The following is a 14,705-nucleotide window of genomic DNA, read 5'->3' on the forward strand; positions in this document are numbered from 1 at the left end:
CGCGGCTCATCGGAGCACGCCCGCAGCACGCAGGTCGGCGGCGAGCTCGTCGAGTTCGGCGGCGGTGGCCGGCATCTGCGGAAGCCGCGGGTCACCGGCGTCGAAGCCCTGCAGTTTGAGCCCGGCCTTGGACAACGTGACACCGCCGAGGCGGGTCTGCGCCTCGTTGAGCGGTCCAAGGCTCACCGCGATCTTGCGGGCGGTGGCGAGGTCACCGGAGTTGAAGGCGCTCAACATCTCTCGCAGCTGACCGGCCGCCAGGTGTCCCCAGACGCTGATGAATCCGACTGCCCCCATGGCCAGCCACGGCAGGTTCAGCGCGTCGTCGCCGGAGTAGTAGGCCAGCCCGGTCTCGGCCATGATCGCCGCGGCCCCGGGCAGGTCCGCCTTGGCGTCTTTGACCGCGACGATGTTGGGATGCTGGGCGACGGTGCGCATGGTGTCCCACGCGATCGGCACGACCGAACGCGGCGGGATGTCGTAGAGGATCACCGGCAGGTCGGTGGCGTCGGCGACGGTGGTGAAGTGCGCGACCAGACCCGACTGCGGGGGGCGCGAGTAGTACGGGGTGACGACCAGCAGGCCGTGCGCACCGTCGGCGGCGGCAGCCTTGGCCAGGTGCACGCTGTGCGCGGTGTCATAGGTGCCGACACCGGCGATGATCCGGGCCCGGTCGCCGACGGCCTCGATGACCGCCCGCAGCAGCAGGCTCTTCTCGGCGTCGGTGGTGGTCGGCGACTCCCCGGTGGTGCCGGAGATCACCAACCCGTCGCAGCCCGCGTCGACCAGCCGGGTGGCCAGCTGGCCTGCGGCGTCGGTGTCCAGGGAGCCGTCGGGCTTGAACGGCGTCGCCATCGCGGTCAGAACCGTGCCCAATCGGGCGCTGGCGTCGAATCCGCTGATGCTCACGGGCGTCTAGATTACCCGGTCGGGCTCAGACCTCCGTCGCCAGCGGCGACGTTGCCACCTCGGTGCCATCGGCCAGCTCGGTGATCTCGAAATCGGCGAACACTGACGGCGCGACCTGGGTCAACTCCCGCAGGCAGGCGATCGCCAGCCGGCGGATCTCCACGTCGGCGTGCTCGCTGGCCCGCATGGCGATGAAGTGCCGCCAGGCCCGGTAGTTTCCGGTGACCACGATGCGGGTCTCGGTGTCGTTGGGCAGGACCGCGCGGGCGGCCTGGCGGGCCTGTTTGCGCCGCAGCACCGCGTTGGGCTGGTCGGCGAACTTGGCCTCCAGCTTCTCCAGCAGCTCGGCGTAGGCGGCGCGGCTGGCGTCGGCGGCCTCGAGCAGGATCTGCTGGAGTTCGGGATCGTCTTCGAGGGCGGGCGGAACGACTACCTGGGCTTCGTTCTCGGGTACGTAGCGCTGGGACAGCTGCGAGTAGCTCAGGTGGCGGTGCCGGATCAGTTCGTGGGTGCACGAGCGGGAGAGGCCGGTGATGTAGAAGCTCACCGAGGCGTGTTCGAGCACCGAGAAGTGGCCGACGTCGATGATGTGCTTGAGGTAGGCGGCGTTGGTGGCGGTGCGCGGGTTGGGTTTGGACCAGCTCTGGTAGCAGGCCCGGCCGGCGAACTCCAGCAGCGCCTCACCGCCGTCGGCGTCGGTGCTCCAGGGCACGTCGGGCGGCGCCAAGAACTCGGTCTTGGCGATCAGTTGCACGCGCAGCGGCGCCGTCTCGGCCACGGAAGAACAGTAGCGCTGCGGGCGTATCCCCAGTGAACTGACAGGCGCGGGGCACGCTCGTAGACTCGCACCTATGTCCTCGCTGGCCGACCTAGAAGCGCGCGTTGCTGCCCTCGAGGCGTCGCAGGCCGACTACCGCGCAGTGCTCGCGGCCGTCAATGCGCTGGGTGAAAACCAGCGGGACCAGGCCGAGCGTCTTGGTCGGGTAGAGACGCGCCTCGACACGGTAGAAGTCAGGCTAACCAGAGTCGAATCGACACTCGATGACACCAACGCCCGCGTCCGTTCACTCGAGGACACCACCTTCGAGATCAAGGAACTCCTGATCCGCGCGCTCGACCGCTGACGCTGCCTTTGCGATCACCGAGAGTCGATCGCAGTGATCGCAAACCTGGGCAATTGCGTTGGTGTGCAGCATCCTTCCCGAAGTATGAGCATCGACGAGTCGGTTGCGGCCACGCCGCATGGCTTCACCCTCAAACAACGCAGACGCTGGCCCTACCTGATTGCTGCCATTGTTGTAATCGCGGCGGCGGCAATCTATTTCGTCGTGCAGCGCTCCGGTGGCACCACATCGGCGAATGAGACCGCCGGCGCCACGCTCGATGTCGTCTACCTGGATTCCAACCCGGCCGAGAAGGCCATCATCGAATACATCGCCGCCAATGTCGCCCCTGACTACAACGTCAAGGTGGCGGCGGTGGGACTCGGCGACAGCACGCAGATCAACCAGACCATCAGCGACGGCCACTACGCGGGCACTATCTTCCAGCACCGGCACTGGCTGCAACAGGTGCTCGACGCCAACCCGAGCTTCAAGGAGCAGGCCGCCACCGGACCGTTCTTCCACTGGGTATTCGGTATCTGGTCGGACAAATACAAGACGCCGCAGGAACTTCCGGACGGGGCGACGGTGTCGCTGCTGGCCGATCCTGCCAATAACGCCCAGGGCATCTGGTATCTGGCGCAGGCCGGACTGGTCACGCTGCGCCCCGACGCCGACATCACCGCCTTGACCACCAAAGACATCTCCGCCAACCCGAAGAACCTCAAGTTCACCCTGCTGGACTTCGGCGCCCAACCGCGCGCGCTGCCCGACCTGGACGCCATCGTCGGCTACGCGGAGTCGTTCCTGGCCGCCGGCGTGAGCGAGGACAAGCTGATCTTCGCACCGAAGTCGCCCGACGAATTCGCCTCGGTGCTCACGGTGGGCAGCAACTACATCGACACCGACAACATCAAGAACCTCATCAAGGCGTTCAAGGACCCGCGGGTCCAGCAGTTCATCGCCACCGATCCTGAGGTGAAAAAGCTTGCGCTGCCGGGCAATCCCGGGTGAGCGCCCGCCAATTGCACCTGGGGGTCAACGTCCTGTCCGACGGGATGCACCCGGCGGCGTGGCAGTTCCCCGGAGCTGACCCGAACTGGTTCACCGACCTGTCGTTCTGGCTCAACCTGGCGCGGATCTCCGAGCGGGGCACGCTGGATGCGCTGTTCCTGGCCGACAGTCCGTCGCTGTTCCAGGACCCCGCGCAGCCGTTGGTGGCCCCGCCCCTGGCCCTGGATCCGTTGATCCTGCTGTCGGCGCTGGCGTCGGCGACCACGCATCTGGGGTTGATCGCGACGGTGTCCACGTCGTTCGAGGAGCCCTACAACGTGGCCCGGCGATTCGCCTCACTCGACCATCTCAGCCGCGGCCGGGTCGCGTGGAACGTGGTCACCAGCAGCGACCCGTACGCGTGGAACAACTTCGGCGGCGGCGCCCAGCCTGACCGTGGGCAGCGGTACCGCCGGGCCGCCGAGTTCATCGATGTGGTTCGTGCGCTGTGGGATTCGTGGGACGACGACGCCGTGCTCGCCGACAAGGCGACCGGCGCGTTCAGCAGGCCGGGTGCGATCCACACCATCGACCATCGCGGGGAGTTCTTCTCCGTCGACGGACCGCTGACCCTGCCCCGTCCCCCGCAGGGCCACCCGGTGCTGTTCCAGGCGGGCGGGTCGTCAGGCGGGCTGGACCTGGCCGCCCGCTACGCCGACGGGGTGTTCGCCGCACAGGCTTCACTGCCGGATGCGCTGCGCAATGCCGCCGAGTTGCGCTCGCGCACTGTCGCTCACGGCCGTCCGCGCGACGCGGTCCGCATCATGCCGGGGTTGTCGTTCGTGCTGGGCAGCACACAGGCCGAGGCACGGCGCCGCAACGACGAGCTCAACGAGCTGGCCGGCGAGCGGCGGCTGGCGCATCTGGCCGGCCAGTTGTCGGTGGACGCCTCGGAGCTGTCGTGGGACAAGCCGCTGCCGCAGTGGCTGTTGGACGGCGCCGTCACCGACACCGGCTCGCAGGGGGCTCGCGACATCGTGGTGAACCTGGCCCGCCGGGAGAATCTGACGGTGCGCGAACTGCTCGACCGGGTGATCACCTGGCACCGGCTGGTGGTCGGCGGACCTGAACAGATCGCCGACGCGATCGAGGAGTGGTTCGTCGCAGGCGCGGTCGACGGGTTCAACCTGATGCCCGACGTATTCCCCTCCGGCCTGGAACTGTTCGTCGATCACGTCATTCCGATCCTGCGGGAACGTGGACTGTTCCGCCGCGAGTACACGACGTCGACGTTGCGGGGGCATCTGGGACTGGCGCGAGTGCCGGACCGCCGGGTGGTCGCCCAGGCGGGGTGAGCGTCCGGCGCGCGGACGTGGGATGCGCGCGTTAACGTGGGCCATGTCGACGATTGCGCCGCGCCTGCTGGACGTATTGGAGCACGAGATCCTGCCGCTGACCGAGCGGGGTGTGGCGGCGGGCAACAAGGTGTTCGGGGCGGCCATCCTGCGCAAGGACGACCTGTCAGTCGTCGTCTCCGAGACCAACGGCGAGACCGAGAACCCGTTGTGGCACGGCGAAGTTCACACACTCAAGCGGTTCTACGAGCTGCCGGAACGGCCCGGGTCCGACGAGCTGATCTTCCTGTCCACCCATGAGCCGTGCACCATGTGCATGTCGGCGATCACCTGGGCGGGCTTCGACAACTTCTACTACTTCTTCAGCCACGAGGACTCCCGGGACAGATTCGCCATCCCGCACGATCTCAAGATCCTTTCCGAGGTGTTCGGGCTGCAGCCCGGCGGATACCGCCGCCGTAACGCGTTCTGGACGGCGTATTCGATGCCGGCCCTCGCCGACTCCGAACCCGAGCCGCTGCGTACAAAGCTTCAGGCGCAGGAACAGCGTATCCGCGAGCAGTACGACGTGCTGTCGTCGCGGTATCAGGAATCCAAGAGCGACAACGATATTCCGCTGAGCTGATCGCTTCGCGAACTCCCAGGCGCGAAGTCAGGGATGCCGATCACGGAGTTCTAATTCTCGACCGTCAGCCTTGGATTACGACCGCTGACAATGTTCTGCACCGTACCGCGAGGAAAGCCGGTCGCCTGCTCCAGTTCGTTGTAGCTATATCCAAGCTCTTTGGCTGCACGGATCAAGTCGTAGAGCTTTCGTGTGTCGGCAACGACAGCGCTCACTCGGTCCGTGATCCCCGTGAGGGTCCGATCACTATGCGGTTGTTCAGCCATTGACAGCTCCACTCACTTGCTCGCACTGACGCCCGCATAACGAGGCGCCAGCGCCTCCATCTGTTCGATGACGAGCTTGATAGCAGCGGGTTGCTTGTCGGGCGGGTACTTGTACTTGACGAGCAACCGCTTGATCGACGAGCGCAGTTTGGCACGCACGTCGTCGCGCACCGTCCAGTCCGTCTTGGTGTCGCGCTGCATGACGCCCACCAGTTCGCGGGCGATCTGGGCTAGCACGTCCTCGCCTTGCTCTTCGACCGCGGACTCGTTCTGGGCGACGGCGTCGTAAAATGCTAGCTCGTCGTGGGAAAGCGGCGGGGCGAAATGCGCGCCGCGGTTACCCTCGGCGGCAACCTCTTTCGCCATCTCGATCAGCTCAGCGATCACCTCGGCCGATGTCAGTTGCTGGTTGGTGTAGCGCCGCATGAGTTCGGTGATGCGCTCGGAGAAAGCCCGCTGACGCACCACATTGTTCTGGGTGGCGCGCGCCGCCTCCTCGGTGATCACCGCGCGCAGGGCTTCGATGGCCAGATGTGGGTTGCTGGCCTTCTTCGCCTGAGCTTCGAACTCCGGGCTCAGATCGCTCAGCGATGGCTTAGGTAGGCCGGCGGCATCGTAGATGTCGACGATCCCGTCCGACGCAGTCGAGTCGTAGACCAGGGTCGAGAGCATCCGCTTGATCTCCTCAGGCACCGGCTTGCCGGATGCCTGCCGCTCCTGGGCGTCGAACTTAGCCATCCACACCCGGACCTGCTCGTAGAACTTGGCGGTCGGGCGCAGGCTATCCAGCGTTTGACTGCCGGCGCACAGCGCCCAGGCCCGAGCCAGTTGATTGGCCAGCGCGCGGAACCGGTCGGCGAGAGTCGCCTGACCCTCCGCGACCTGGTTACCCGGCGTGCCAGGATCGCGTAGATAGTTCGTGAGACCCACCGCGGCCTTCATCCACCCGTGCGACTCGGTGATCTTGGCGCGCCAGTCGTACCCGGCGCACAGCGCGTCGATCTGGGCGATCAGCGTTTCGGTGAGCCCGACGGCTTCGTCGATGTTCTTGCCGACCGGCCGTTCCTTCCGGTCGGTCTGGGTGTACTCGGCGAGCGCCTTGTTCAGGTTCTCGACAAGCGGCGCGTACGCGACTAGCAGACCGTTTGGCTTCTCACGGAAGGTTCGGTTGACACGGGCCAGGGTCTGCATCAGCAGCGCACCCTTGAGCGGGCGGTCAAGGTAGAGCGTATGCAGCGGCGGAGCGTCGAAGCCGGTGAGCATCATGTCCTTTACCAGGACGATCTGCAGTTCGTCGTCGGGATCGCGCAGCCGCTTCTGGATCGTCTTGTTCAGCGCGTCACGCCGTACGTGTTTGGCGATCGGCTCCTGGTCTTTGGCGCTGCCCGAGTAGACGACTTTGACGACGCCCTTGTCGACGGCGTCGTCGTGCCATTCCGGCCGCAGTTTAATGATCTCCTCGTAGAGGTTGGCGCAGATTTCGCGGGTGGCTCCGACGATGAAGGCCTTGCCGGGGCAGGAGATGAACTTGCGCATCTCGGCTGAACGGATCTCCCAGTGCTCGACGATGTCGCGGGCCAGCGCCGCCAGGCGGTCCGGCGCGCCGTAGACGGCGTTGATCACCGCGACGGACTTTTCGATCTGATCGCGTTCCACATCATCGAGGCCGGAGGTGACTTCGTCGGCGGCCTTGTCCAGGTCGTCCTCGCTGACACCTTCGGCGAGGGTGACCTTGATCAGGCGAGGCTCGAAATAGACTGGGACCGTGGCCTTGTCGTTGACGGCGCGGGTAAGGTCGTAGACGTCGATGTCCGGGCCGAACACGTCGCGGGTGTCGCGGTCGGCCTCGCAGATCGGGGTTCCGGTGAAGGCGATGAACACCGCGTTGGGCAGCGCGTCGCGGATGTGGCGGGCGTAGCCGTCGAGGTCGTCGTAGTGGCTTCGGTGGGCCTCGTCGACGACAACGATGATGTTTCGACGGTCAGACAGCAGCGGGTGATCGGCACCGGATTCCCGTTCGGCTTCGGTGCGGCTGAACTTCTGCAAGGTGGTGAAGTAGATGCCGCCCGTCGCGCGGTTGGTCAGTTCGTCGCGCAATTGCGCGCGGGATGTGATCTTGACGGGCGACTCACCCAGCAGCCGGGACCGGTTGAAGGTCTCGTAGAGCTGGCCGTCGAGGTCCTTGCGGTCGGTCACCACGACGACCGTCGGGTTCTTCAGCTTGGGCTGCGCGGCAACCAGATGGGTGTAGAGCTCCATCTCCATCGACTTGCCTGACCCCTGGGTGTGCCAGACGACACCGGCCTTGCCGTTGCTCTCGGCCGCGGCGACGGTGGAGCCGACGGCCTTGGTGACCGCAAAGTACTGGTGCGGCTTGGCGATTCGCTTGACGAGCCCGTCCGCACCGGCGTCGAAGGCGGTGAAGTTCCGCAGCAGTTGCAGGAACCGTTCGGAGTTGAACAGGCCCTCGATCAGGTACTCAAGCTCGGTGCCGAGGTGGACGTCGTCGACGGGCTTGCCGAAGGTCACCGGACGGCCGTCGTCATCGACGTTCCACGGCGCATAGTGCTCCAGCGGAGTGAACGGGGTGCCGTAGCGGGCGGTGATCCCATCGCTGATGACGTTGAGGACGGCGAATCGGAACGCCATCGGGAACTCACGTAGGTAGGTGGCGAACTGGGCGTGCGCGCTGGCCAAGTCGGCGTTCTTGGAGCCGGCCTGCTTGAGCTCGAAGAACGCGATGGGCATGCCGTTGAGGTAGAGCACGACATCGAACCGGCGGTCGTGTTCTGCCGACCGGATGGTGACCTGTTTGACCGCGAGCAGCTCATTCTCCTCGGGGCGGTGACTGACCAGCCGGATGGTGGGGTTCTGTTCGATACCGTCGGCGTCGATGTAGCTGATGCCGCGGTAGCCGTCGACCAGGTACTGATGCAGGCGGAAGTTCTCAGTGATGGCGTCCTGCGAGGACGGCTGCAGGATCGCGGCGCGTGCTTGTTCGAGGTACTCCACCGGCACGTCGGGGTTGAGGACGCGCATCCGCGCCAACATGCGGTCGGGCAGCACCAGCTCATCCCACGACGTGCGCCCGTTCTCGGTGCCGGGGGCGATGTCAGAGCCGTTGAGCGCCAACCACTCCTGTTCGGCGAGCACTTCGAGCGCGATGGTCTCCCACTCGTCTTCACCGAAGTCGGTCACCTGTCCCCCTCGTCTGGCGGGTCGCGCCACGGCGTCATCGACACCACATCGACACGATCTTCGACACGATCTTCGACACTGTCTATGTGGCGCCCGCACTCGACCATAACCCCAGCTGAGCCCCGCTCGGAGGTGATGTTGGGCGCGGAGGCGCCCGGCGAAAACGCGGCATAATCAGCAGCGACTCGTCGGTGCCACCTGACATGATGCTGTCTATGAGCAGCAAGGTCGTCGATGTCCAAGACCGGCCCGTCTACGGGTTCGGTCAGGTCGATCGCATCCTTGGGCTCAAGTCGGGGACCTCGCAGCGCTGGATCGACGGCTATCGCCGGGGCGGGAAGGCCTATCCCCCGGTCATTCGCACCGAGCCGACCGGCGTCGAGACGGTCACCTGGGGCGAGTTCATCGAGGCCCGGCTGCTCGCCGAGTACCGCGACGAGGGTGTACCGCTGGTGAAGATGCGGCCCGCCGTCGAGAAGCTCCGCGAAGAGTTGAACAGTCGGTATCCGCTGGCCTCGGCGAAGACCTGGCTCACCGTCGACGGACGCGAACTGGTCCGCACCGTCGAAGAGAAGGTCGGTCTGGACCGTCGCCTGCGCCTCGTGGTCGTCCGCAACGATCAGCAGATGCTCGCCTGGTCGCCCCAAGCGCAGGAATTCGCCGATTCGCTGCATTGGGAGGACGTCGGTCACGGCCGCGCCAAACGGCCCGAGGTGACGAGCCTGAGTCCCGACCCAGCCATCCGCGATGTGGTGGTGGACCCGCTGCGGCGGTTCGGTGAGCCGTCCACCCGCGGTGTGCCGACCGAGGTGATTCGCGAACTCTACGTGGCGGGTGACCCCGTCGAGATGATCGCCGAGCTCTACCAGCTGCCGCAGCACTTGGTCGAGGCCGCGGTGCGGTATGAGCTGAAAACCGCTGCCGCCTATGCCGCCCGGGCGAGCTGACCCGAAGCGGGCGGGACGATGGTCGCAGTTGCGCACCTGGTCCGGTTCTACGTTGACGAGAGCGCAGCTGGTCTCGGGCTGGCGCTGGCCGCCGCGCGCAAGGACACCATCCACGTTGGGCATCCGTTGATCCCCGCGTGCCCGCGCGGCGCCCTCGACACCGAGTGGATCCCCGAAGTGGCCAAGCAGGACCTGGTGGTCATCACCCGCGACAAGAAACTCAGGACCAAACCCGTCGAGGTGCTGGCGCTCTGGGAGCACGGGCTGCGCGTCTTCAACATCGGCGGCAAGAACGATCTGCCGACGTGGGAATGGCTTGTCCGCGTGGTCCGGCACTGGACGCGGATGGAGGAAATCGTCGCCGACCGTCCGGTGGGGCCGTGGATCTACATGCTGAACGAGAACAGAGTGGACGAGTTCGTTCCGCGAGACTTCAGTGTGAACTCCGTTTCGGGGCAATCGGCGTAGTGTGTGCTTTCGCGCGGTAGCACCGACACCGGTCTGACCGGCATCGCGGACACCCGCATAGCCACGCCGCCGATTGTGCAACGCTCCGTTGCACAATCGAGTCCCTTGCAGCGACTTCACACGGCCTCTTCGACAATCGCTTCGGCGTCCTTGACGCGGACCTTGCCCGACATGAGGAGCGGGAGGAGTTCGTCGCGAGCTCGGGCGAGATCGTCAATCTCGCCGAGGATCGCACCAATATTTGCCTCTACAGCCTCCAGATGTGCCTCCAGTTGACCTTCGAGCCCCGCACGGACCGTCGGAATGACAACCGACTCAAGGTTCGCCCGGTTAATCGATCCAAACACCGTCCCCTCCGCGTCGAACGGTGCCCAGGAGTCTTCAGCTGCACGGACCTGGTGAAACAGCGTCATCGGACGCCCCGTACGTGATCGAAGGCCGGCAAGACCTCGCCCGAGACAAACGTGCTCCCCCGCCAAATTCGTTCGGCCAACCGGAGCGCGCACGCTTAGCAGAGTGTCCCCTGCCTCAGCCGTCCGAACAGGGGCGTCGGTCCAGACCCGATGAGTCGGTGTTCTCATTCCGAAGTCGCGAACACCTTGATAAAACGGAACCCCGTACCCCGACTCGTTATAGCTTGATCCAGGCGGCGAGGAACCCATTGTCACCTCCGCAACTGAGCGGAGCGTCATTCCTGTGCCATCACAGCACTCGCGGAATAGAGCGCAGGCGAGTTGGTCGGCAACATTAACGCAATGCGCATTCGCCGCGATCTTGTCATCAATCGAACCTAGGACCGCACCAATCAGCCGTTGGTAGCTGATGTCAGGTATCCAGAGAGACATGGACCGCTGATCAGTCAAGCTGACATAGGGGGCCATGTCGGTCTGCCCTTTGAGGACGTCCAACTGACGCTGGAAATCAGCAGACTGCATCACATAGCGCAAGAAGCGCCGATCCAGCTTGTCCGTGTCCAACGATCGCCAGAAAGTTGTCTGTGGAGAACACACATAGTCTGGTGCGTCCAGGGGAGCAACTGCGATACGACCAACAGTCCCTTTGTGCGAGAGAATTACATCCCCTGGTGCGCCCACACCCTTCCGAATCCGTGAACGCGCGACAGCATTGATTCTGCCAGCGCCAACGTAATCCACCACACCGCTGGCCATATCAGCAGCCCTAATGAAGGGAACGCCGGTGTCCACAAACTCATCCGGTCGCGGCCGGTTTTCGCCGTGATTCCCGTCCTCAATACGCAAGACACCGCTGGCAACCAGTTCCGTAACTCGGACCAGTCTCACGACAGCTGCTCCAACTGCTCCCTAACCACTTTCTCCAACCGCGCCGACTCATCAAACGCCGCAAGTAGTTCCGTCTTCAAACGAGCAATCTTCTCATCGATCGGCTCACCGTCATCCTCGACTGCCGCCGCACCGACATAGCGTCCCGGCGTCAACGCATAGTCGGCCGCCTTAATCTCTGCCAGATTCACCGACTTACAAAATCCCGGAAAATCCTCGTAAGCAACCGCTTTCGAAGCGGCAGACGCTGATCCCCGCCAAGCGTGATAAGTATCGCCGATCTTGACGATGTCATCGTTGGACAGTGCCCGCTCGGCCCGGTCCACCATGTAGCCCATCTCGCGGGCGTCGATGAACAGCACCTGGCCCGAACGATCGATCGAGCCCTGCTTGCCAGCGCTCTTGTCCTTGGCGAAGAACCAGACGCACACCGGTATGCCGGTGCTGCGGAACAGCTGAGTGGGCAGCGCGATCATGCAGGACACCAGGTCGGCTTCGACGATCTGGGCGCGAATGTCACCTTCCCCGTTGGAGTTCGACGACATCGACCCGTTGGCCATCACCACACCGGCCTTGCCGCCGGGTGCCAGCTTGTAGAGGATGTGCTGAATCCAGGCGTAGTTGGCATTGTTGGCCGGCGGCACCCCGAAGCGCCAGCGCGGGTCCTCCTCGTTGCGGGCCCAGTCCTTGATGTTGAACGGCGGGTTGGCCAGCACGTAGTCCATCTGCACATCGGGATGCTGGTCGCGGGCGAAGGTGTCACCCCAGCGCGCACCGAGGCCCTTGTTGTCGATGCCGTGGATTGCCAGGTTCATCTTGGCCATCCGCCAGGTCTCCTCGATGCTCTCCTGGCCATAGATGGCAATGTCTTTCGGGTCGCCGTCGTGTTCGTAGATGAACTTCTCGGTCTGTACGAACATGCCGCCGGATCCGCAACACGGGTCGTAGACCCGGCCCCGGGACGGTTCCAGCACCTCGACGATCACCTTCACCACGCTGGGTGGAGTGAAGAACTCCCCGCCCCGCTTGCCTTCCGCGCGGGCGAAGTTGCCCAGGAAGTATTCGTAGACCTCACCCATCAGATCACGGGCCCGACCCTCGCCCTGCCTGCTGAACCGGGCGCTGTTGAACAGGTCGAGCAGCTCACCCAATCGGCGCTGGTCGATGTTGTCCCTGTTGTATAGCCGCGGCAGCGTGCCCTGCAGCGTCGGGTTGGCCTTCATCACCGCGTCCATCGCGTCGTCGATCAGCTGGCCAACGTTCTTCGCCGGTTGTCCGCCGCTGGCCGGCTGGCCTTTGGCGTTCTCCGCCAGGAACTTCCACCGGGCGGTTGGGGGCACGACAAAGACCCCGTAGCCCTGGTACTCCTCGGGGTCCTCGATGAGCTCCTCGATCTGCTCGGCGTCCATCCCGTCGCCGACCAGCTCGGCGCGGATGGCCTCGCGCCGCTCGTCGTAGGCGTCGGAGACGTACTTGAGGAACACCAGACCCAGGATCACGTCCTTGTACTGGCTGGCCGACAGTGACCCGCGCAGCTTGTCGGCCGCTTTCCACAGCGTGTCCTTGAGCTCTTTGGGAGTCGATGGCGCCTGGGGTTCGGCTTTCTTCCTCGGTGGCATCAATGCCCTCTCTTGAGTTCCGCCGCGGCGACGCCGGGCGTGGTCGGTTGTGCGTTGAGCGTCAGGGCGCCGGCCGCCACCCCGTCGATCAACGCTTTCTTCAAGGCGGTGGCCGCGTCGAGCCGCCGGGTTGCTTCGGCTTCGTAGCGTTCGACGTCGGCGAGCGCGGCCTCCAGCCGGTCGGCCTCATCGCGTGAGATCGCCGGCGTGCTCCAGGTCTGCCACTCCGACCCTGGCGTCACGGCGTGGTTGATGACCGCCGCGAGCAGTCGCGGCCCTATTTCAGCCGCCGGGCCAAGCCGCAAGATTCTGGCGGGTGAGATCACCATCGCTCCCCCACGGGCGTCGACCCAGGCGCGGGGAATTGGCTTCTCCACAAAGATGACATCGCCCGGTTCGGTGCGCACCGATCGCGGATAGCGCTGTTCCGCGTCCAGTGGGTCCATCCGGATTTCCCCACACAGCTCCGTAGGCAACACCACCACACTGCCATCAGCAGCGGCGTGGGTGATGTCAATCCGGTTGCCGCGCTTGACTGCCAGCTTTTTCTCGTCGCACAGCTCGCCGAACGAGCGGTGTCGTAGCCGCACTCGTCCTGGCGAGGCCTCCACCAGAATATCGAGTGGGGCGAGCGGAGCCATCGTCGTCAGCGTCGCCGCATGGACGCGGTCGAGGTGCGATGCCTGATCCGCGGAACGCAACACCGTCGCCCGAGCCCCACGAGGGACGAGCGGCCCACCCGTGAGCACTCCGGACCGCTCGACCCGGCGGGCATATCGGAAGGCGCGATCGTCGGTCTGGGCCAGTGCGGCTGCGACGTCGGCTGCGAGGTCCCCGAGGTCCACCTCCGATACACCTGCCAGGTCGGCGACGCACGGGCGCAGTTCGTCCGCGCCGCCACGACACACCCAGACAGCCTGGTTCTGCCGGTGCGCCTCCCTCCAGAACCCGCGCGGAAGACGCAGGGCGGCAACGACATTGCCGACGCGAAGCGCATTTGCCCGGCGGACCTGCAGATCACCGACCAGCGTGTCAGCCAGGGCCGAGGCTGGCCCCACCAGCACCGCGACTTGACCCGGGTCCAGGCCGAGAACGAGATCGTCGGCCTGGTCCAGCGCCTGCGAGGCGCCCAGGCCGATGACCGAGTGGAATGTGAGGCTGCGATCACGGGCACTTCCGATGCCGATTCCTGCGATGGCCGCGCGGCGCAGGACTGCCCGATCCTGCGATGACACAGCGAGCCCGGCCTGTGCTGCTACGTCCAAAGCCACGGCGCTGCCGTCGGCGTGCAGAGTGAGTCCATCGGCGGCGAGGAAGACCGCGCACTCGGTAGTGACCCGGGTAAGCAGCCTTATCGCGTTAGGGGTGAGGTCTCGCGCGGCCATCTCGCGTTTGAGCCTGCTGCGGTGCAGGCGCGCCAAGGCATCCGAGGGGCCGTACGAAGCCTCCACCAGATCGTCGACGTAGGCCAATGTTCGATCGGTGGGTTGCAGGGTGCTGACTTCGCTCAGCAGGAGGGCGTCGTCGGGGTCGAATTCACGGGCAAGGCGGACCCTGTCGGCCACGGTCGTGCCACAGAGTGCGGCACCGGTGAGGACATGCCACGCCAACATGGTCTCAATGTCGTCGATGGCGACGCCGTCGGGCACAGCGATGGCAGGCGCGTCGTATTCCAACTCCAGATTGTTGCCGCGGCGGGTGCGACGAAGGTAGTCGATCACGTCAATGGGTGCGAACCGCTCGACGCCGTTGATCTTCTCCACCGGCCGCGGGAATGGGATGGACACGCCGGCGACCGACTGCCGCTTTCGCCACATGCTGACGACCGGCCGCTGTACGTTGGCGAGGTCGGCCACGTCCTGCAACGTCATCGTGTTCATGCCGACCTCCTTTCAGACTCGACCCTCAGGGTAGGCGCGCC

The 14,705-nt window shown here is 65.2% G+C and carries 13 protein-coding genes; 6 read left to right on the plus strand and 7 right to left on the minus strand.

What is annotated here, in order from left to right:
• Positions 1-6: 6 nt before the first annotated feature.
• Together dapA and thyX are read right to left on the minus strand one after the other, a co-directional pair.
• The gene (dapA, locus tag HBE64_RS14490; protein ID WP_167103351.1) at positions 7-909 is read right to left on the minus strand and encodes a 4-hydroxy-tetrahydrodipicolinate synthase; all 903 of its coding nucleotides are present in this window, start codon (positions 907-909) and stop codon (positions 7-9) included.
• Positions 910-934: 25 nt separating this feature from the next.
• Positions 935-1,687 carry an FAD-dependent thymidylate synthase gene (gene thyX / locus HBE64_RS14495; protein ID WP_167103354.1) on the minus strand — a complete coding sequence of 251 codons (753 nt, stop codon included), beginning with the start codon at positions 1,685-1,687 and terminating at the stop codon, positions 935-937.
• Between the two features lie 73 nt (positions 1,688-1,760).
• Between thyX and HBE64_RS14500 the strand changes: the two genes are divergently transcribed.
• The 4 genes from HBE64_RS14500 (at position 1,761) to HBE64_RS14515 (ending at position 4,985) form a co-directional block, all read left to right on the plus strand.
• Entirely contained in the window at positions 1,761-2,033 is a 273-nt protein-coding gene (locus HBE64_RS14500; protein ID WP_167103357.1) for a hypothetical protein, read from the plus strand.
• A gap of 84 nt (positions 2,034-2,117) precedes the next feature.
• On the plus strand, positions 2,118-3,026 hold the full coding sequence (locus HBE64_RS14505) for a MetQ/NlpA family ABC transporter substrate-binding protein (RefSeq protein ID WP_167103360.1): 909 nt from the start codon (positions 2,118-2,120) through the stop codon (positions 3,024-3,026).
• Positions 3,023-4,360, plus strand: coding sequence for an LLM class flavin-dependent oxidoreductase (locus HBE64_RS14510; RefSeq protein WP_167103363.1), 1,338 nt, complete (start codon positions 3,023-3,025; stop codon positions 4,358-4,360). Before HBE64_RS14505 ends, HBE64_RS14510 begins: the two co-directional genes overlap by 4 nt.
• A gap of 43 nt (positions 4,361-4,403) precedes the next feature.
• Positions 4,404-4,985: a nucleoside deaminase gene (locus tag HBE64_RS14515; RefSeq protein ID WP_167103366.1), complete on the plus strand. Its 582-nt coding sequence runs from the start codon at positions 4,404-4,406 to the stop codon at positions 4,983-4,985.
• A gap of 50 nt (positions 4,986-5,035) precedes the next feature.
• Here the strand turns inward: HBE64_RS14515 and HBE64_RS14520 are convergent, their stop codons facing one another.
• Both HBE64_RS14520 and HBE64_RS14525 read right to left on the minus strand, forming a co-directional pair.
• The gene (locus HBE64_RS14520; protein ID WP_167103369.1) at positions 5,036-5,251 is read right to left on the minus strand and encodes a hypothetical protein; all 216 of its coding nucleotides are present in this window, start codon (positions 5,249-5,251) and stop codon (positions 5,036-5,038) included.
• Between the two features lie 12 nt (positions 5,252-5,263).
• Positions 5,264-8,449 (minus strand): type I restriction endonuclease subunit R, encoded by a 3,186-nt coding sequence (locus HBE64_RS14525; protein WP_167103372.1) that lies wholly within the window; start codon positions 8,447-8,449, stop codon positions 5,264-5,266.
• Positions 8,450-8,664: 215 nt separating this feature from the next.
• Here HBE64_RS14525 and HBE64_RS14530 point away from each other — a divergent pair, with 215 nt between their 5' ends.
• Together HBE64_RS14530 and HBE64_RS14535 are read left to right on the plus strand one after the other, a co-directional pair.
• Positions 8,665-9,396: a DUF433 domain-containing protein gene (locus tag HBE64_RS14530; RefSeq protein WP_167103374.1), complete on the plus strand. Its 732-nt coding sequence runs from the start codon at positions 8,665-8,667 to the stop codon at positions 9,394-9,396.
• An 18-nt stretch (positions 9,397-9,414) separates the two neighbouring features.
• Entirely contained in the window at positions 9,415-9,864 is a 450-nt protein-coding gene (locus HBE64_RS14535; protein WP_167103376.1) for a hypothetical protein, read from the plus strand.
• 116 nt (positions 9,865-9,980) lie between these two features.
• Here the strand turns inward: HBE64_RS14535 and HBE64_RS14540 are convergent, their stop codons facing one another.
• From HBE64_RS14540 to HBE64_RS14550, 3 genes are read right to left on the minus strand one after another with little or no spacing between them, the layout of a single operon-like run.
• Positions 9,981-11,165, minus strand: a complete 1,185-nt coding sequence (locus tag HBE64_RS14540) for a hypothetical protein (RefSeq protein WP_167103378.1) — start codon at positions 11,163-11,165, stop codon at positions 9,981-9,983.
• Positions 11,162-12,784 carry a class I SAM-dependent DNA methyltransferase gene (locus HBE64_RS14545; RefSeq protein WP_167103380.1) on the minus strand — a complete coding sequence of 541 codons (1,623 nt, stop codon included), beginning with the start codon at positions 12,782-12,784 and terminating at the stop codon, positions 11,162-11,164. Before HBE64_RS14545 ends, HBE64_RS14540 begins: the two co-directional genes overlap by 4 nt.
• Positions 12,784-14,664: a hypothetical protein gene (locus tag HBE64_RS14550; RefSeq protein WP_167103382.1), complete on the minus strand. Its 1,881-nt coding sequence runs from the start codon at positions 14,662-14,664 to the stop codon at positions 12,784-12,786. The genes HBE64_RS14545 and HBE64_RS14550 overlap by 1 nt, the downstream gene beginning before the upstream one ends.
• Positions 14,665-14,705: the final 41 nt, after the last annotated feature.

This window comes from Mycobacterium sp. DL592 (assembly GCF_011694515.1).
Lineage (GTDB): Bacteria > Actinomycetota > Actinomycetes > Mycobacteriales > Mycobacteriaceae > Mycobacterium.